This window comes from Halioxenophilus sp. WMMB6 (assembly GCF_033283405.1).
GTDB lineage: Bacteria > Pseudomonadota > Gammaproteobacteria > Pseudomonadales > Cellvibrionaceae > Halioxenophilus.
The window spans coordinates 34,895-53,740 of record NZ_JAWMQR010000004.1; the positions used below are offsets into that span (position 1 = coordinate 34,895).

An 18,846-nucleotide genomic window follows, 5' to 3' on the forward strand; every position below is an offset into this window, starting at 1 on the left:
TGGCACAGAACTTGTTATGGTGAGCGCATGACAACCAAAACCACCTATAAAGTCCAAAACGCTGAAGCTCACGAGGATTTCTCCGTGCTGGATACCAAAGCCCCCCTGGAGCAGGTCTTCACCAGCCACGCTCAGGGTTTAGTGCGATTTCTCTATCGCAAGGTGAAAAACTGGGAAGACGCAGAAGATATCGCTCAAAATGCGTTTATCCGCATTCAACGCTTAACCCAAAGCGGCGAATTGGAAAATCCCAAAGCCTACCTCTACCAAACCGCCTCCAATCTGGCGATTGATAAAATCAGACGAGAAAAGCTACACACGGCTTATATTCAATCTGAAATGATCGACAGTAGCATGGGCATCCAAAGCAACGATACCGACAACTGTTGCCCCGAACGGCAACTGGGCGCACGGCAACAATTACAAAAAGTGGAAGCCGCCCTGGCGCAGCTCCCCGTCAAATGCCGGCAGGCATTTATGCTGCATCGGGTACGTAATATGTCGTATAACGACATCGCTCAGGAAATGAATGTTTCCGTTTCAAGCGTTGAAAAGTATATACTGCAGGCCCTCAAGCACTGCCGTAAATCACTGAAAGACGCTTAAACAGAGATTTTGTGTCCCCCTGTTATCCCGCCACCGGATAGCCTCTTTCAGCCATCATTACTGGCTGTATACATTGAGGCATAAACCTTTTCGCTCGTTTATGTATCCAAGGTAGCGTCAGTAATATTCCGCCTTGGGTAAAGCCGTTAGCGCCTGTCGCCTGACTACACTGACATCCAATGAAAGACAAATTAACGCAACAAAACGTTGCTACGCTGCCCTCTCTTTCATATATCCGGCTAGTTGGCCTGACGTGATCTACTCGTCCAGGAAAGCCTTTAATCCATTAATGAATAAGTAATGGGTTAAAAAGGAGCAAGAAGAAGCAAGCAGCAACTGCCTCTTTAGTATCTAGATGAACTATAATGTTGATTTACATGTCAACAAAATTATCCCGCTGCAGCCTCGGCCATCGGGATTAACAGAGAAGATTAAGTGAGCAAGCAGGAAGAGCTACATAGCGAAGAGGATCTCTTCGACGCTGCCGCGGGTTGGATAGTCAAGCTGCGGTCTCCTGCTGTAAGCGAGCGCGACCATATCGACTTTTCCCACTGGCTGAACGCCAGTCCAGCTCATCAAACAGCCTTTGACGAGATGCTGGAAAGTTGGGAGCTGATGGCACTCGGGGCGGAACTACCGGAGTCCTCCTGGAACCCCAAGGTTAGTAAACGAGGCTTGGCTGCCAAGCTTGGCCACCTGCTGAGCCGCTTAAAACCGGGCCCGGCCAGCAACAACTTCTGGCTTGGCGGCCTGGTTAGCGCCGCCGCCTTGGCACTGGTTGCCATCGCAGTCACTCTGGACCAGAGCAATCCCACCCAGCCGGAGATATACCAAACAGCTACTGGCGAGCAACAACTGATCGAGCTGGCTGATGGCTCCACTGCCACCCTCAACACCCACTCTAAAATTGCGGTCGCTTTTACCGAGGAGCAGCGCCTGATTCAGCTGCTTGAAGGCGAAGCCTTCTTCCAGGTGGCCCCCAGTAAACGCCGGCCATTCGTCGTCGAGAGCGGCCGCGGAACCGTCACCGCAGTCGGCACGGCGTTTAATGTATACCGTAAAAGCGGTGCTGATATGGTTACCGTTACCGAAGGTGTAGTGCGGGTGAAACAGAGCAAAAATGCCACCACCCCCTATCCGGAGAGCAAATTCGTACGGGCCCGCGAGCAGTTAGCGCTGTCGACCAATGGTTTAAGCAAAACCGAAGCCGCCCCCGAAGAGATGGCCTGGCTCAACAAAACCCTGAGCTTCGATAACACTGAGCTGGCGGAAGCGTTGGCCGAGTTGAATCGCTATCTGAGCCAGCCGGTTAAAATCGACCATCCCAGCCTAAGACAGCTGCGTATCTCCGGCACCTTCCGCACAGACTCCCCGGAAGAGACGCTGTCGGCCATTATTACCACCTTCAATCTACAGCGGTTGGATGACGGCTCCTTGCGTCAGCCCCCACAGCAGGAACCCGCCTCTGCCTAAAGTCGCGCCAAAGCGCTCGTTTATCGCACACATCCGAAGAGACTTCCGCCACCCTTAACCTACCTGTTACACTCCTCGATTAAATTCGCAATAGAGTGGGTGTCTTTGACAGTTAGCCACCGTTCACGAAAGTGACCACTCACTTGCAATATGCTATCCAGGCACAATAGCGGTCAAATCTCCCACGTGACGTTTGCAAAGCCCCCCAACATTTTTGCTGGTAAGCCAATACTGAAGCTATTGGCTGCACTGCTGCTGGCAACTTCGGCACACGCCAGCCTGGATACCATCAAAACTGTCGACCTACCCCAGCAACCGCTGGCCCGCTCCATTATCGCCATCGGCCAGCTGTACGACATCAGCGTGATCTTCCCCACCCACCTGCTACAGGGCAAACAGGCGCCCGCCATTACCGGCGAGTACTCTTCCAGTGAGCTATTAGCCAAGCTCCTGAAAGAGCCAAACCTTGCCTTAAAACCCATCAGTAACAACGCAGTGGCTATCGTGGCACTTACCTCCGAAAGGGCAGATGCCAGCCTGTTACCCACCTACTACGAAGAGATCACCGTTAAAGGCGAAGCACTGACGGGCTCCAGAGTACCCAACGCCGCCTACAATACAGTGGTACCGGTCGACATAGTCACCGCCCCAGAACTCTCCAACAGCGGCGCCCAAACCCTGGTTGAGTTTCTCAAATTTACACCCGCCGTCTCTGGTAATTCCACCAGCACCACCGTCTCCAACGGTGGCGATGGCACCGCCAATGTCACCCTTCGTGGTCTGCCGGCGAACAACACACTGGTACTTGTGAATGGCCGCCGGGTGGCTTACGACGGCCTGGCGGGTAATGCCGTCGATCTAAACACCATCGCCCCCATTGCCGTGGATCGGATCGAGATCCTGACCGACGGCGCATCGGCAATCTATGGCTCCGACGCCATCGCCGGGGTAGTCAATATCGTCCTAAAACAGGCCGCCCAGGGGCTCACGGTAGATCAATATTATGGTGTCAGCAGTCGCGGCGATATGGAGACCATAACCACCAACCTGCTGGCCAACCACGATTTCGAACGCGGCAATCTGCTGGTCGCCGCCTCGGCCTACGAGCAGGACGGCCTTTTCAGCCGTGACCGCAGTTTCTCTCGCAACGCCGACGCTCGCGATCAGGGTGGTGCCGATCTCCGCTCCAGTGCCACGCCTGCGGCCCGCATCACCTTACCAACGGATGAGGTGGTCACACTCGATACCGATACCAGTGGCAACTACCTGGCCGGCACGACCCCGGGCGATTTCCGGACAGCGACCGATGAAGATCGCTACAACTACAATGAAGTGACCTCTTCCACTTCGCCATCGGAAAGGCAAAACCTCTACCTGGCCTTCAACTACCAGCTTAATGACAACCTGCTGTGGCAGATGGATGCCAATTACGCCAACACCAGCGCCACTATAACCCTGGCCTCTATGCCGCTGTTTACATCTGAGCAGGAGACACCAGCTCTGGTGGCCGCCGATAACCGTTACAACCCATTCGGCACAGAATTGATCGATGTCCGTCGTCGCCTGGTCGAGCTGGGTAATCGTCAGCAGGAGGATAAGAGCGACAGCTATCGCTACGCCTCCTCACTGGACGGGTACTTGGGTGACCTTCACTGGAACGGCTACCTCTTCTGGAGTCAGACACGCTCCACCGAAACAACCAGCGGGCTTGCGGATCTGGACCGGGTAGTACGCGCCCTTGGGCCGGCAGACAACTGCCAGGGCGCCACCGTTGATGGTTGCGTGCCACTCAATCTGTTCGGCGCTCCCGGCTCCATTACTCCAGACCAGGTAGCCTACATTGCCGGCACCCAAACGGTACGCGGTACCAGCGATTTACGCGGCTTTGGCTCTTACCTGGATGGCACCTTCCTCCGCCTGCCTGCCGGCGAGACACAATGGGCGGCCGGCGTAGAGTGGCGCCACGAAGGGACAGACCTAAAAGCGAAGACAAGCGGTACCACCGAACGCTTTGTATCCGAAGTAGGTTCCAGTGGGGTGGAGGGCCGTCGTCGGGTGACGGAAGCTTTCCTGGAGTGGCACCTACCTCTGTTAACCGGTTCACCGGGGGTTCATTCACTCGACCTTGAGCTCGCCGGGCGCTACTCCCACTACAGCGATTTTGGCAACAACACCTCCCCTAAGGTCGGCCTAAAATACCGCCCCATCGAATCACTTCTGTTGCGCTCCTCTTTTGGACGGGGCTTTCGCGCGCCCAGCCTAGACGAGCTCAACGTTGAGGGCCTGCAGAGCCAGCTATCGCTCACCGACCCCTGTGCCAACGAGGAGAACGTAGGTGTGTTACCTGGCTGCCTTCAGCTGGCCGACATTAACCGCACTCAGTTCCTGACAATCTATACCGGCGATGCCGATCTACAACCGGAAACCTCTGAAAACACCACTGCAGGCGTGGTTTGGACGCCCACCGAGTTACCCGGATTACGCGCCACGCTCGACTGGTTCTATATCGACCAAAAAAATATCATCGACACCAACCCGCAGGCCATTCTTGATGAAAACGCAGCCAGCGGTCGCTTTGCCGACCTGGTCGTTCGCGGACCGGATGGCAATATCATGCGGATACTGGCGCCGGCTATAAATTTGGGCACACGCCAGGTGACCGGGCTCGATTTCACTCTGCAGTATCTGTTTGATCTGTACGCCTACGGCAACTTTGCGCTCTCCGCCAATGGCGTGAACTTAATGAAATATGAGCAGCAGGCAGATTCCAGCTCAGCAGTGGTGGACTATGCCGGCAGCTTTACCGACAGCGCTTCGGAGGGACCTGGCCCCCTACCCAAATGGAAAGCCAGCATCGGGGTGGAGTGGACCAAGGCCAACTGGCAACTCAATTACAGTCTGAACTACATCGACAGCATGACAGAAACCTATCGCGCCGACGATTCACTGGCCGAGCGTGAGATTAACTCCTGGCTCACCCATAACCTGCAGCTCAACTACCAATACAGTAAAAATCTGCGCCTGACCCTGGGAATCGACAACTTGTTCGATGAACCACCGCCCTTTGTCGCCTCCTCCCTAACGGACAACTTTGACGGCTTTGGCTACAACCCCAAGCAACAATTTTTTTATTGCCGGTTTTCAGCCAATTTCCATTAACGCCCGAGCCGGAAAGCCAGGCGGAGTAAACACTCCCCCGTCCAATGCGCTTACCACATTGTCACTCACAAACCATTTTTATCAGCGGCCAATAACATGGGCCACCAATAACAGGCACTATAAAAAACCCCGGCAGAGGCCGGGGTTTTCGGTAAAGCAACAACTTGCTGGCTGTTTAGAATCGAATCGAAGCGCCCAGCCGAATTTGCCGTGGTGACTGATAAGAAGTGGCCAGGCCATAGCGTGGATCACCTTCACCCGGTGAACCATCTTCTGCGTCCTCATACACCTCGGTCACCTTGTCAGCATCCAACAGGTTGAGAACATCGAGACGCACTTCTACATCTGACTCATAGAATCTGGTGCTGTAAACCACGTTCAAATCGATGGTGGTAACCGTTGGAGTACGACCATTGGTACCACGGGGATTGAACTCATACTCACCAGTATCATTGTTGTAGGTGTAGTAGGTTTGACCGTAGTCGGGATCGCCATCCGGGTGACCAACACCGAATTTATTGATTGGTCGGCCGGAACGAACAGTCAACACACTGCCGACACGCAGATCTTCCATCACCTGGTAGGTACCCCACAATTTCAACAGGTGCGGACGATCATTAGGCAGGTCGCCGTAGGCACCATCCATCAATGTCGGGAAGTCAAAGTCGGTGGTGATACCGGCGTCATCCTGGCCGTTATCCGACTTAACCAAGCCTTCGGTGTTACCCTTGGATTCCGAATAGGTGTACGAACCTTGCAGAGACCACTTGCCGTCCCACGCCCGCTCAAACTCAAACTGCAACGCTTTGTAGGTACGTTCAGCTTCAGGGAAGCCCAGGTCGGCGGCCGAGTAGTGAACCTTAACCAGGTCACCATTAGCGTCCGGCTCATAGACGGTCATACTGGTACCCGGGTTGGTCAACACATATTCACCCGACTGAGCAACCAATACATCATCGATGGTACTGCTGAGTTCACGGTGGATGTAGTTTACGCCCACATTCCAGAGGTCATTGATGCGATAGTTGTAACCGATGATGTATTCATCCTGGTACATCGGGTCGATGGACTCATCAACAATTTCGCGGGTATCTGGTATTTCGCCATCTGAGAAGTAGTGCACAGGGCTGATAACAGTGCTTGTGGGTATCCCGTCAGCGGTGATGTTAGCAGGTGCGTTGGTGGCCGGGTTAATGGCACCATCATCCAGGAACCAGGTTTCAGAGAAGGTCTCCGAACCGGACAAACGGGCGTTGGTGTTGTTAGCAACCGGCAGGTGGTATCGACCCCAGAAGGCGTGGATCACTGAACCGCCTTCACCGCCGGTGAAGTCCCATTCGGCGCCGATGCGAGGCGCAATCTGGTCATCAATTTTTACGAACGACTCATCGGCACTGTTTTTGTTGTTAAACGATTCGCTACGTACACCAAGCGAGAGTTCCAGGTAGTCGTTGACCTGCCAAATGTCTTCCAGATAGATCGCACTGGCTTCAGTCTCGAACGAGCCACCTGAAGAGAGGTAACGGTAGCGGATAACATCAACATCACTGCCATCACCATTGGCATCGGGTACCACGTTGCCATCTTGCAGACCTGACCCTGGGGTCAGAGAGTAGTAGCGGTAGTAGTGGCCACCAGCCGGGTAGGCCGAAGTCAGATCAGTGGTGTTTACTTCGTTATCGATACCAAAACGCAGTTTGTGGTCACCCAGTTGCCACTCGGCATCAATTCGATAGGCTTCACGCTCATCACCACCGATATCAGCCAGTACGAAGTCACCGGAACAGGAGGCATAGAACGGCAGATCGTAGTTCGGGTTACTGTTGATTACGTTGGGACATTCGAGCAACACACTGGAGGTATCAGTCAAATCGTATTCGTTCTTACCATACATGGCCGACAGGCTGAAAGAGTCGGTAATTTGGCCGTCGTAACGGACGATGGTGTTATCACCGCCACGAAACTCATAATTGGTCGACGCCGGAGTGCCACCGTGCTTATCGCGACTGGGATCGTAGTCATCGTAAAGATCGGTAGTGATGGTACGCTCATCAGAGAAACGGGTGAAATTTAATGAGTGGTTATCAGTGATGTACCACAGCAGATCAAGGCCGTAGAAATCATCATCTTGCTTTTCTACGTTGCGCACATTGGGTGAACCGCGTGAAGTGTATTCCTGTTCGGTATCTTGTGGCTCATAGAGTGCGTAGAAAAAGAGCTTATCTTTGATAATAGGACCGCTAACATAGAAATCAGTCGTCCAGCTCTCTTTAGTGTTGTCGGAGTTGTGATCGTACAACGAGCCGTCAGAAAAGTGCGTATCCGGAGAGGTTGAGGTCAAGGCTTCTGGGCTGAAATAGGCCACGGCACCATAGTGAAATTCATTGTCACCGTGTTTGGTAACAGCATTAATAACACCACCCGTAGATCGGCCGAATTCCGCTGAGTAACCACCCGTTTTAACCTGGAAGTTGCTGTAAAACTCAAACGGTACAGACGAGCCACCCAAACCATTACGGAAGTTGGTAACGTTCAATCCATTGATGTAGTAAACGTTTTCAGCAACCGATGAACCGCCAAAGGAGACCAGTGTTTTATCATCACCGAATGCGGTATCACCACTAACGGTGCCCGGCGCCAACAGCGCGACCGCTTCGATGTTACGCGGCATCGGCAGCAGCTCAACATCTTCCAACGTCATAGAGAGGCCAGTCACAGCTTTTGAGGTGTTAATGTCTGCACGACTGCCGGTAACCACCATCTCTTCCAGGATTTTTTCATCGGTACCCAGGAACAGAGACATAGAGGTCGACTCACCCAACAGGATATTAATCACCTGTGGTTCGGTACTCACCAAGCCGGATTTAACGGGCTTCACTTCATAGCTACCCGTTGGCAGATTCAATTCAAAGCTACCATCCGCCTCGGTTACGTCGGTTCGAGTGAGGCCGGTTTTGGTGTTAATAACGATAACCTCAGCCTGGCCTACAGGGTTGCCATTAGTATCGAGGACCACCCCCTCCAAACTGCCATTGACGTTGCCACCCGCGGCGAATGCGCCTTGGGCTGACAAAAATGCCATAGCCATTAATGTTTTCTTTAAATTAATTCTCATAGCGATTCCTTTAATTGGACCCTGGTTATGCCTACCGATTTTTAAAAGCCAACCACCACTCACCGAACACCGGTTATGACAAGCTGTGCAATCTGGCCTTGCCAGCAGCGGGCACATCCCCCGTTTGCCAGAGTGGTATCTTGTATTGACGATTTCTGAAAAAGTTCCCTCAAAAAAAAATTTTATCAGGGAAAGGGGAACGATAGAGAACGGGCGGGAGGCGGGCCCGGGTAGCAAACATCCGGGGAGCTGTGAACCTATTTGGAGATAAGACGAACAACCGCGGTGGTTTCCTCAAACCTTTGGCGGTTTTATTGCGCAGAGCATTTAAAAAGTTGTTTAAACAAGGCTGCGTGAAAGAGCGAGCGCCCAAATTCGGATCTTGCATCCGGGGCCCACTATGGCCCTCCCGGCGTTACAAACCGAGCTCAACGGGAGTAAAACGATGTTTTAGGAGTGTGGGATGAGAAAAAGCCAGGCAGGAAAAATCGAGAGCTGCAAAAAAGAAGAGAGACAAAAAAAGGGGGCTATGCCCCCTTTTTTCTAACATCAGCCTCAAGCCTTAGATCGCCGCCAATGCCTCATTCAAGATAGCACTTGGGCACATGGCCGCAGTTGCTTTGGCATCATCCGGCAGGTAGTAACCGCCGATGTCCGCAGGGTTGCCTTGGGTGGCATCAATCTGCGCAAGGATCTCTTTCTCGTTGGCAACCAGAGTCTCAGCCAGCGGCTTAAACTTAGCGGCCAGACCGGCGTCTTCCGTTTGAGCAGCCATCGCTTCTGCCCAGTACATGGCAATGTAGAAGTGGCTACCACGGTTATCCAACTGGCCCACTTTACGCTGGGGCGACTTGTTGTTGTCGAGCAGTTTCTCGGTGGCTTGATCCAATGCTTTTGCCAGAATCGCCGCCTGCTTGTTCTCTTTCTTCACAGAGACATCTTCCAGCGAGACCGCCAGTGCCAGGAACTCACCCAGTGAATCCCAACGCAGGTGCGACTCTTTCACAAACTGCTGTATGTGTTTGGGCGCAGAGCCACCGGCCCCGGTTTCAAACAGGCCACCACCAGCCATCAAGGGCACAATGGAGAGCATCTTGGCACTGGTACCGAGCTCCAGAATAGGGAACAGGTCGGTGAGGTAGTCACGCAGCACGTTACCGGTCACAGAGATGGTGTCCTGGCCACGAAGTATGCGCTCCATGGAGTAGCGAATGGCCGGCACCGGCGCCATGATCTGAATATCAAGGCCAGTGGTGTCGTGCTCTTTCAGGTACTCGTTCACTTTCAAAATCAGCTGCGCATCGTGGGCGCGCTCGGCATCCAACCAGAAGATAGCCGGCATACCAGAGAGACGGGCGCGGGTTACCGCCAGTTTCACCCAGTCGCGAACCGGAGCATCTTTGGTTTGGCAGGCACGCCAAACGTCACCGGCACCCACCTCGTGGCTCATCAACACCGTGCCATCCTCAGCCACCACTTTCACGGTACCGTCGGCGGGGATTTCAAAGGTTTTGTCGTGCGAACCGTACTCTTCGGCCTTCTGCGCCATCAAACCAACGTTGGGTACGGTACCCATGGTGGTCGGGTCAAACGCGCCGTTGGTTTTACAGAAGTTGATCACCTCTTGATAGATGGTGGTGAAGGTACGGTCGGGCATAACGGCTTTACAGTCGTGCTCTTTGCCATCGGCGCCCCACATTTTGCCGCCGATACGGATCATGGCTGGCATAGAGGCATCGACGATCACGTCGGAGGGGACGTGCAGGTTGGTAATACCCTTGTCGGAGTCAACCATAGCCACCGCCGGGCGCTCTGCGTAACAGGCGTCCAGGTCGGCCTTAATGGCCTTGGCCTGCTCTTCCGGCAGCTCGTTGATTTTGGCATAGACCGCCCCCAAGCCGTTGTTGGCGTTAACACCCAACTGTTTGAAGGTTTCGGCGTGCTTTTCAAACGCGGATTTGAAGAAGACCTTAACCGCGTGGCCAAACAGGATAGGGTCGGAGACCTTCATCATGGTCGCTTTCAAGTGCAGCGAAAAGAGAACACCCGCCTCTTTGGCGTCTTCGATTTCCGCCTCCAGGAACTCACACAGCGCCTTTTTGCTGATGTACGAGGAGTCGAGCACTTCGCCCGCCAGCAATTTCAGGCCAGACTTCAGCACCTGGGTGTTGCCGGCGGTGTCGGTAAATTCGATGTTGACCGCACCGGCACCGGCCATGGTGATGGACTGCTCGGTATCGAAGAAGTCGCCATGAGTCATGCAAGAGGCGTGAGTCTGACTGGCTTTGGCCCATTTACCCATGCTATGCGGGTTCTTCTTGGCGTAGTTTTTAACGGCGGTAGGGGCGCGTCGGTCGGAGTTACCTTCACGCAATACCGGGTTTACCGCAGAACCCAAAACCTTGGAGTAGCGAGACTGAATCTCTTTTTCTGCGTCGTTTTGGGGCTCATCGGGGTAGTTGGGCACATTGAAGCCCTTCTCCTGCAGCTCAGAGATGGCTGCTTTCAGCTGCGGAATAGAGGCGCTGATGTTGGGCAGCTTGATGATATTGGTATCCGGGTCTTGCGTCAGACGGCCCAGCTCGGCCAGTTCGTCGGCAATTTGCTGGTCGTCGGCGAGGTTTTCCGGAAAGTTGGCGATGATACGCCCGGCCAAGGAGATATCACTGAGTGTTACGTTGATCCCCGCAGTACCTACAAAGGCTTTAATAATTGGCAAAAAAGAGTAGGTAGCAAGCAGCGGGGCTTCGTCAGTTTTGGTGTAAATAATCGTTGACTCGGGTGTTGTCATTGTGAACCTCTATCTGTGTTAGCGGAGCGCTAAACCCTGTTAAGACTGAACCTGAGCTTGCCTGGCCGCTTATGCGCTCTATCCAAGCTCAGCAAAATAGTGTTGAGGCAATTTTTGGTTGCGATGAGCCTCTATCCAATTGAGGCGTTGACCGGATCCCTGGTGCGGTGTCAGCTACAGTTACCGTGAGGTGTGTGGTGAAGGCTCAATAAATTGCTCTGCGTGCTGCCTTCCCGACTATATTCCGCGTGTGGTGCCAACCGTTGGCAAAATTGCGCCCGGCATTATACCCAAATCTTGGCTATGACAGTACTCGACCAAAGGTTTATTTGTGGCAAATTGGTTTCAAAATCGCCACATTTTTACTTCAAACCAGAATTTTCCCACCACTGTTAATAGCAAAATAGTCTTATTTAGCGAGAGCCGGGTGCTCAAACCGGGAAGTGCTGACGGTCCTATTTTGCGCAAGATTCACCCAAAGTAGGAGGATCACCATCCCTGCTCCTATAGCAGAAATTATCTCCCGCGCAAGACTAATTCCTCCTAACCAACTGACTGTCTTAGCAAAATTGGTCCTATTAGGGCCATTGCTCCTCTCTGATGGCAGTCCTACATTAACCAAAAGCACCCCAACCTGGCCGGTGACCGGCCAAGCGCGTATTTGGGAGGTACTATGGATAATAACTTTACGCACGTTCACCCACCCACACTCGGCCCACACGGCGAGGTAATCACACCATCGCGGCTGGCCGAGATTGCGCCCGAACAACTGCTCGGCTGGTACCGGGCCATGGCTCTCACCCGCAAATTTGACGAGAAGTGTGTCGCTCTGCAGCGTACCGGCCAACTCGGTACCTACGCCTCCTGCTTGGGCATGGAGGCCATTGGTGTCGGCTTGGCCTCTGCCATGCAGGCTGACGACACCTATATCCCCTTCTATCGCGACCAGGCCGTACAGCTGCAGCGCGGCGTCAGCATGGAGGAGATTCTGCTCTACTGGAGCGGCGATGAGCGCGGCAGCCATTTTCAGCAGTGCCACGACTTCCCCAATACCGTCTGTATCGCCACCCAGTGCAGTCAGGCGGCGGGTGTCGCCACCAGTTTCAAGCTGCGCCGGCAGCCGCGGGTGGCGGTCTGTAGCCTGGGCGATGGCGCCACCTCCAAGGGCGATTTCAGTGAGGCGCTCAATGTCGCCGGTGCCTGGCACCTGCCACTGGTGGTGGTGATCCACAACAACCAGTACGCCATCTCTGTACCCCGCCACAAGCAGAGTGCCGCCCGCCACCTCAGTGATAAAGCCCTGGGGGCGGGTATTCCCGGCCACCAGGTGGATGGCAACGATGTCGACTCGGTCTACCGGGTCGCGCACGAAGCCATAGAACGGGCTCGGGCCGGCAAGGGCGCCAGCCTGATTGAAGCGGTGACCTACCGCCTGGGTGACCACACCACCGCCGACGATGCCCGCCGCTACCGCCGCGCCGCCGAAGTGCAGGCCGCCTGGCTGAGGGAGCCCATCGCCCGGCTGCGCCACTACCTGGAGAGCCAGGGGCTGTGGAATAAAGCCAAGGAAGCCGAGCTGCAAAGCGACTGCCAGGCGCAGGTGTTGGCGGCGGTGGAGCGCTTTAAAGCCCTGCCGGCACAACCGGCCACCGCCATGTTCGACCATCTCTATGAGCAGTTGCCCGAGCCGTTAATGGCTCAGTACCAGCAGCTGCAAACCCGTCACTGTTCATAAAAAGGAGGTTGTTACCATGGTCGCATTACCGCAATTGGCAGACAGCCATTTCCACCCCCACATCATTCACAACTGCACCCTAATCGAGGCGATCACCGCCGCCCTGCACCGGGCCATGGCCGACGACCCCAACGTCCTGCTGCTGGGTGAGGATATCGGCGTTAACGGCGGTGTCTTTCGCGCCACCGAGGGGTTGCAAGCGGAGTTTGGCCCGGAACGGGTAATCGACACCCCGCTGGCTGAGGCCTTGATCACCGGCGTGGCAATCGGCATGGCCACCCAGGGGCTGCGACCAGTGGCCGAAATTCAGTTCTCCGGGTTTCTCTTTCCCGCCATGGAGCAGCTGGCCACCGGTGCCGCCCGCCTGCGTAACCGCACCCGTGGCCGCCTCGCCTGCCCGATGGTAGTACGCGCCCCCTGCGGCGGTGGTATCCACGCACCGGAACACCACTCCGAGAGCCTGGAGGCGCTGTTTGCCCATCTGCCCGGCCTGCGGGTAGTGATGCCCAGCTCCCCCGGTCGCGCCTATGGCCTGCTGTTGGCCGCCATCCGCAACCCGGACCCGGTGCTCTTCCTGGAACCGAAACGGATCTACCGCTCGGTGAAATCCGATGTTATCGACGATGGCCAGGCGCTGCCGCTGGACCGCTGCTTTGTGCTGCGTGAAGGCAGCGACATGACCCTGGTCACCTGGGGCGCCACCGTGATCGAGTCGCTGCAGGCAGCCGACCAGCTGCTGGCCCAGGGGGTATCGGTGGAGGTGATCGACCTGGCCACCATCAAACCCTTCGATGTCGAAACGATTCTGGCGTCGGTACGCAAGACTGGCCGCCTGGTCATTGCCCATGAAGGGCCGCAAAGTTTTGGCGTGGGCGCCGAAATCGCAGCCCAGGTGGCCGAGCAGGCCCTGCTTGACCTGCGCGCCCCCATCGCCCGGGTGGCCGGCTACGACACCATCATGCCACTGCCCCAGGGCGAACACTTCTACCTGGTGCGCAGTGAGGATATCAGCCAGGCCTGTGTCCGCACCCTGGCCTTTGAATAGAGCGGAGGTGAACCATGTTGGCATTTCAGCTACCCGATCTGGGTGAAGGTTTAAAAGAGGCGGAGATCGTTGAGTGGCATGTGAAGCCCGGCGACCAGGTGGAGTGTGACCAGTTATTGCTCTCGGTCGAGACCGATAAGGCCGTGGTCGATATTCCGAGCCCCAGGGCTGGCAGGATTGTTAACCTGTGCGGCGCCGTCGGCGATTTGATTCCGGTGGGCTCACCGCTGGTGGAATTTGAAGATGAGGGTAGCGAAAGCAACCCCCAACGGCCGGCCTCGGCAGCGACGGTGGTGGGCAGTATCAGCGAAGATGCCTACGCCGGTAGCGCCAATGTCGAACATCTCTCCCCCCACCGCAAAGCCCCAACCAGCTCCCCCGACCAGGCCACCATTCACACCCTGGCCACCCCCAAGGTGCGCAGTCTGGCCCTGCAGTTGGGGGTTGACCTCAACCAAGTGGCCGGCAGCGGCATGCACGGCCTGATTCTGGCTGAAGATGTCACCGCCGCCAGCCAACACGCCACCATCGCTGGCGCGCCACTTAAGGGGCCACGCCGCTCCATGGCCAAGGCAATGGCTGAGTCTCACGCCCAGGTGGTGCCGGTGACGCTGCAGGATGTCGCCGATGTCAGCCTGTGGCACCACCAGGACACCACTGTTCGCCTCTGCCAGGCCATCGCCGCCGCCTGTAGCGAGGTGCCGATTCTCAACAGCTGGTTCGATGGTCAACAGCAGCGCCTTGAGCAGCGCGAACAGGTCGATTTGGGTATAGCCGTGAATACCGACCAAGGGCTTTTGGTACCGGTGTTGCGCGGTGTCGGCAAGTTGAGTGGCAGCGCGCTGCGCAAGGCGCTGGATCGGTTTCGCCAGCAGGTGGAGGCACGCACCATTCCGCCCGCCGACCTGAAAGGCGCCAGTATCACCCTGAGTAACTACGGCGCCCTCGGCGGCCGCTTTGGCACACCCATCGTGGTACCGCCAACGGTAGCGATTTTGGGGGCCGGGCGCACCTTTACTGAGATGCAGCTGGATGAGCGAGGCAAACCAGTGGCCAGGCAGAACCTGCCCTTGTCACTGACGGTTGATCACCGGGTAATTACCGGCGGCGAAGCAGCTTACTTTTTACGGGTACTGAAAGATCAATTGGCACGGGCCAAGGTATGAAAACACCGGCCGCCACCGCGGCCGGGCTCTAAAGGCGGGAGTTGTGCGTAGGGTGAGCCTGTTTTACTGGCACTGCCAGCCCCACTCCTTCAGTTTGGCCACGAAGTCGCTGGCTTTCTGCTCGCAGTAGCCAACTTCCTGCTCGGCAGACCAGAGCGCCTGCGTCTGGCCCGGGGCTTCAACCTCTTTCAGATAATTCACTTCACAGGGCACCAGCGCGCTGGGATTTAGGTAGCTCACCTCAATGCGCCGCACCTTGCCATGCAGTTCACAGCGATAACTGGGGGCGGCACTGTCTGCAGCCATTCCAGGCGCAACACTGGCAGCTTCCGGCTCCGCTACCGCTTCCGTCACCATCTCATCGTTTGCTGCGACTGCCTCACTCATCTCCGACTGAGCTCGGCTAGCCATAGAGATGACCAACGACAGCGCCAGTGAACACGCCACAACAGCAGCTCTAGTATTTATATGCAGAGCCATAAACCTCTCCAAAAGCATTTGCTAATAAATGCGTAAATTTCGAACAGAGTGCATCGCTCTGCCCGCTCTCCAGGGTGAAGATTCCGCCGTCAGCACAGCGAGACCTGTTATCACTATAGACCAAGGTTTATGGGGTAACAGAAATCCGTCTCGTCTAGGAGACTAATTCTCCTGGTAATTTGCATGATTGGGTTGAAGCCGGCACACTGGCTGCGGTCGCGGAGGCAGAGCCCCGCCTGTAAAAGACCGGCGAGAGCCCTTTTTTAGCAAGGCCGGCAAAATAATTGCACACTGTTGCGAAAACAGAGGCAAAAACAGTTGCAAAAAATGACTCTTTGCGGGGAAGCATGAACCTTACAGTAAAAGTTTTTATCGGCCTGCTTGTGGGCCTGTTAGTCGGCCTGGCCATTAATGTAGCCGGTCTCAATAGTAGCGGCAGTTTCACCCAGGTTTACCTGATTGATGGCCTCTTTTTCACCATCGGTAAATTATTCGTCAACGCCCTGAAAATGTTAGTGGTGCCATTGGTGCTCTTCTCGTTGATCAGCGGTGTAGTGGGTATTGGCGATATTCGCATGCTGGGCCGCGTGGGCGGCAAATCATTCACTCTTTATATTGCGACCACCGCCATTGCCATCGCCCTGGCCCTATTTATGGCCACCCTTTTTAATGTCGGCGTGGGTGTGGATGCCTCCACCACCGATACCTTCACCGGCGGTAGTGCCCCCTCCTTTGCCGAAGTGGTTACCAATATTGTTCCCGCCAATCCCATTCAGGCCATGGCCAAGAGCGATATGCTCTCTGTCATCTTCTATTCGGTGGTATTTGGCGTCTGCCTTTTGGCTGTGGCTAAGGAGGCCTCCGGCGTCGTCAGCCTGGTGGAGCAGCTCAATACCGTCATGATGAAAATGGTCGAGCTGGTGATGCACTTCGCCCCCTACGCCGTCTTCTGTCTGATCGCCAAAGCCATTGCAGAGATGGGCTTTAAACTGTTCGAAGAGCTGCTGCTCTACGTGGGGGTATTAGGTTTCGTTCTGCTGTTTCACGGCTTTGTTATTTTGCCGGTGATACTCAAGTTTCTATCGGGCCTCAACCCGCTGGTATTTTTGAGCAAAATTCGCGCAGCACAACTGTTTGCCTTTAGTACTGCCAGCAGTGGCGCCACCATTCCCGTCACCCTGCGTAGCGTGGAAAAGCGCATGGGGGTCAATGGCTCAGTGGCTTCATTTACTGTTCCATTTGGGGCCACGATCAACATGGATGGCACTGCCATGATGCAGGGCGTGGCTACGGTTTTTGTTGCCAACGTCTATGGTATCGACTTAGGTCTAAGTGATTATCTGGTGATTATTTTAATGGCGGTGCTCGCCTCCATCGGCACCGCCGGCGTGCCCGGCGTGGGGCTGGTGATGCTGACCATGGTATTTAATCAGGTGAATCTGCCGATTGAAGGTATCGCGCTGGTGATGAGTGTCGACCGGTTAATGGATATGATCCGTACCGCCGTCAATATTACCGGTGACGCAGTGGTTACTTGTATCGTTGCCAAGTCGGAAAATAAATTGGATCAGAGTATCTATGCCAACCCCCACGCTGGCACCATGGAAGAGCAGGAAGCCAGTTGATTTACCCACACACTCGCCTCCAAACTCATTGAACCAGCCAATAGAGCCTAACCCTAGCCCACGGAGCAAGACCGCATGGAACAGTTTGTCGGTGCATTAAATAATATTGTCTGGAGCCCAGCGCTGATCTATCTCTGCCTGGGTGCCGGCCTCTTCTATTCGGTACTGACGCGATTTGTTCAAGTGCGCATGTTCAAAGAGATGTGGGTGCTGCTGTTTACCAATCGCAACTCAACCAAGGGCATCTCCTCATTTCAGGCGTTGGCCGTCTCCCTCTCGGGCCGAGTGGGTACCGGTAACATAGCCGGGGTGGCCGCCGCCATCGGTTTCGGTGGCCCGGGGGCGGTGTTCTGGATGTGGGTAGTTGCCTTTTTGGGGGCGGCAACCGCCTATACGGAGTCGACCCTCGCGCAAATTTATAAAGAGGAAGAGGACGGACAATACCGCGGTGGCCCGGCCTTCTATTTTGAAAAAGCGCTCGGGCAAAAATGGTTTGGATTGGTGTTTGCAATAGCCATGATTATCTCCTGCGGCCTCTGCTTACCTGGCGTGCAAGCCAATAGTATTGGCAACGCCGCAGAGATGGCTTTTGGTAGCGGGCCCATTATCGATACGGCCATTGGCGCCTTCAGCTTTACCAAAATTCTGGTCGGCACCATTATTCTGATCACCCTGGGTTTTATTATTTTCGGTGGTGTAAAACGTATTGCCGCTGTGGCTCAGTTTGTTGTGCCGTTTATGGCGCTGGCCTACATTATTGTTGCCTGTGTGATTGTCGCACTCAACATTACCGAGCTGCCGAAAGTTATCGGCATGATTATCGGCGACGCCTTTACCCCCATGGCCGGCTTTGGCGCCGCCATCGGCTGGGGGGTAAAACGAGGCGTTTACTCCAATGAGGCCGGCCAAGGTACCGGCCCCCACCCCGCGGCGGCAGCCGAGGTGGAACACCCCTCCCAGCAGGGGCTGGTGCAAGCCTTCAGTGTTTACATCGATACCCTGTTTGTCTGCTCCGCCACCGCCTTGATGATTTTAATTACCGGCTCCTACAACGTGCACGGCAGTGGCGATGTATTCCTACTGCAAAATATTGCCGCTGAAATTGCGGCCAACAGCCCAGCCTTTACCCAAACTGCGGTGGAATCCACACTCCCGGGTGTGGGCGCTCCCTTTGTTGCCTTCGCCCTGGTCTTCTTTGCCTTTACCACGGTGCTCGCCTACTACTACATTGCCGAAACCAATGTCGCCTACATCAATCGCTTTTTGCACATTCCATCGCTGAGCCTGATTTTAAAACTGGCGCTAATGTCTGCCACCTTTTACGGCACCATCAAAACGGCCGATCTCGCCTGGGCGCTGGGTGACTTTGGTGTCGGTCTAACGGCCTGGCTGAATATCGTCGGGATTCTAGCCATTTTCTTCCTCTCCAAACCCGCACTGCTTGCCTTAAAAGATTATGAAAAGCAGCGCCGGGCCGGTGTTGCCAACTACACATTTGACCCGGATGCATTGGGAATTAAACACGCCACCTTCTGGCAAAAACGGCTCGCCGATCGTCACTCCACACCGGCTTCTGCAAACAGTACTGAAAGCAGTACGAAAAATAGTACTGAGAGCAGCGCTGAACAATCCGTGTAATTAATAGCGGGTA

At 55.1% G+C, this 18,846-nt stretch carries 11 protein-coding genes; 8 read left to right on the forward strand and 3 right to left on the reverse strand.

Annotation, left to right across the window (positions count from 1 at the left end; genetic code table 11):
• Nucleotides 1–27 precede the first annotated feature (27 nt).
• The 3 genes from SBL51_RS11975 (at nucleotide 28) to SBL51_RS11985 (ending at nucleotide 5,238) form a co-directional block, all read left to right on the forward strand.
• Nucleotides 28–606 (forward strand): RNA polymerase sigma factor, encoded by a 579-nt coding sequence (locus tag SBL51_RS11975; protein WP_317931197.1) that lies wholly within the window; start codon nucleotides 28–30, stop codon nucleotides 604–606.
• Nucleotides 607–1,041: 435 nt separating this feature from the next.
• Complete coding sequence (locus SBL51_RS11980) at nucleotides 1,042–2,079, forward strand: FecR family protein (protein ID WP_317931198.1); 1,038 nt, start codon at nucleotides 1,042–1,044, stop codon at nucleotides 2,077–2,079.
• 186 nt (nucleotides 2,080–2,265) lie between these two features.
• Nucleotides 2,266–5,238, forward strand: coding sequence for a TonB-dependent receptor (locus SBL51_RS11985; protein ID WP_317931199.1), 2,973 nt, complete (start codon nucleotides 2,266–2,268; stop codon nucleotides 5,236–5,238).
• Nucleotides 5,239–5,413: 175 nt separating this feature from the next.
• Here SBL51_RS11985 and SBL51_RS11990 read toward each other — a convergent pair whose 3' ends face one another.
• A complete protein-coding gene (locus SBL51_RS11990; RefSeq protein ID WP_317931200.1) occupies nucleotides 5,414–8,353 on the reverse strand; it encodes a TonB-dependent receptor in 2,940 nt (979 codons plus the stop codon).
• 562 nt (nucleotides 8,354–8,915) lie between these two features.
• Complete coding sequence (locus tag SBL51_RS11995; protein WP_317931201.1) at nucleotides 8,916–11,144, reverse strand: NADP-dependent isocitrate dehydrogenase; 2,229 nt, start codon at nucleotides 11,142–11,144, stop codon at nucleotides 8,916–8,918.
• A 673-nt stretch (nucleotides 11,145–11,817) separates the two neighbouring features.
• Between SBL51_RS11995 and pdhA the strand changes: the two genes are divergently transcribed.
• The 3 genes from pdhA (at nucleotide 11,818) to SBL51_RS12010 (ending at nucleotide 15,090) form a co-directional block, all read left to right on the forward strand.
• Nucleotides 11,818–12,879 carry a pyruvate dehydrogenase (acetyl-transferring) E1 component subunit alpha gene (gene pdhA / locus SBL51_RS12000; RefSeq protein ID WP_317931202.1) on the forward strand — a complete coding sequence of 354 codons (1,062 nt, stop codon included), beginning with the start codon at nucleotides 11,818–11,820 and terminating at the stop codon, nucleotides 12,877–12,879.
• 64 nt (nucleotides 12,880–12,943) lie between these two features.
• Complete coding sequence (locus SBL51_RS12005; protein WP_411860480.1) at nucleotides 12,944–13,924, forward strand: alpha-ketoacid dehydrogenase subunit beta; 981 nt, start codon at nucleotides 12,944–12,946, stop codon at nucleotides 13,922–13,924.
• Nucleotides 13,925–13,938: 14 nt separating this feature from the next.
• Entirely contained in the window at nucleotides 13,939–15,090 is a 1,152-nt protein-coding gene (locus SBL51_RS12010) for a dihydrolipoamide acetyltransferase family protein (RefSeq protein WP_317931204.1), read from the forward strand.
• Between the two features lie 63 nt (nucleotides 15,091–15,153).
• On the opposite strand, the gene SBL51_RS12015 is transcribed toward SBL51_RS12010, so the two are convergent.
• Entirely contained in the window at nucleotides 15,154–15,501 is a 348-nt protein-coding gene (locus tag SBL51_RS12015; RefSeq protein ID WP_317931205.1) for a hypothetical protein, read from the reverse strand.
• A 416-nt stretch (nucleotides 15,502–15,917) separates the two neighbouring features.
• Between SBL51_RS12015 and SBL51_RS12020 the strand changes: the two genes are divergently transcribed.
• Both SBL51_RS12020 and SBL51_RS12025 read left to right on the forward strand, forming a co-directional pair.
• Nucleotides 15,918–17,195 (forward strand): dicarboxylate/amino acid:cation symporter, encoded by a 1,278-nt coding sequence (locus SBL51_RS12020; RefSeq protein WP_317931206.1) that lies wholly within the window; start codon nucleotides 15,918–15,920, stop codon nucleotides 17,193–17,195.
• Nucleotides 17,196–17,270: 75 nt separating this feature from the next.
• The gene (locus SBL51_RS12025; RefSeq protein WP_317931207.1) at nucleotides 17,271–18,833 is read left to right on the forward strand and encodes an alanine/glycine:cation symporter family protein; all 1,563 of its coding nucleotides are present in this window, start codon (nucleotides 17,271–17,273) and stop codon (nucleotides 18,831–18,833) included.
• Nucleotides 18,834–18,846: the final 13 nt, after the last annotated feature.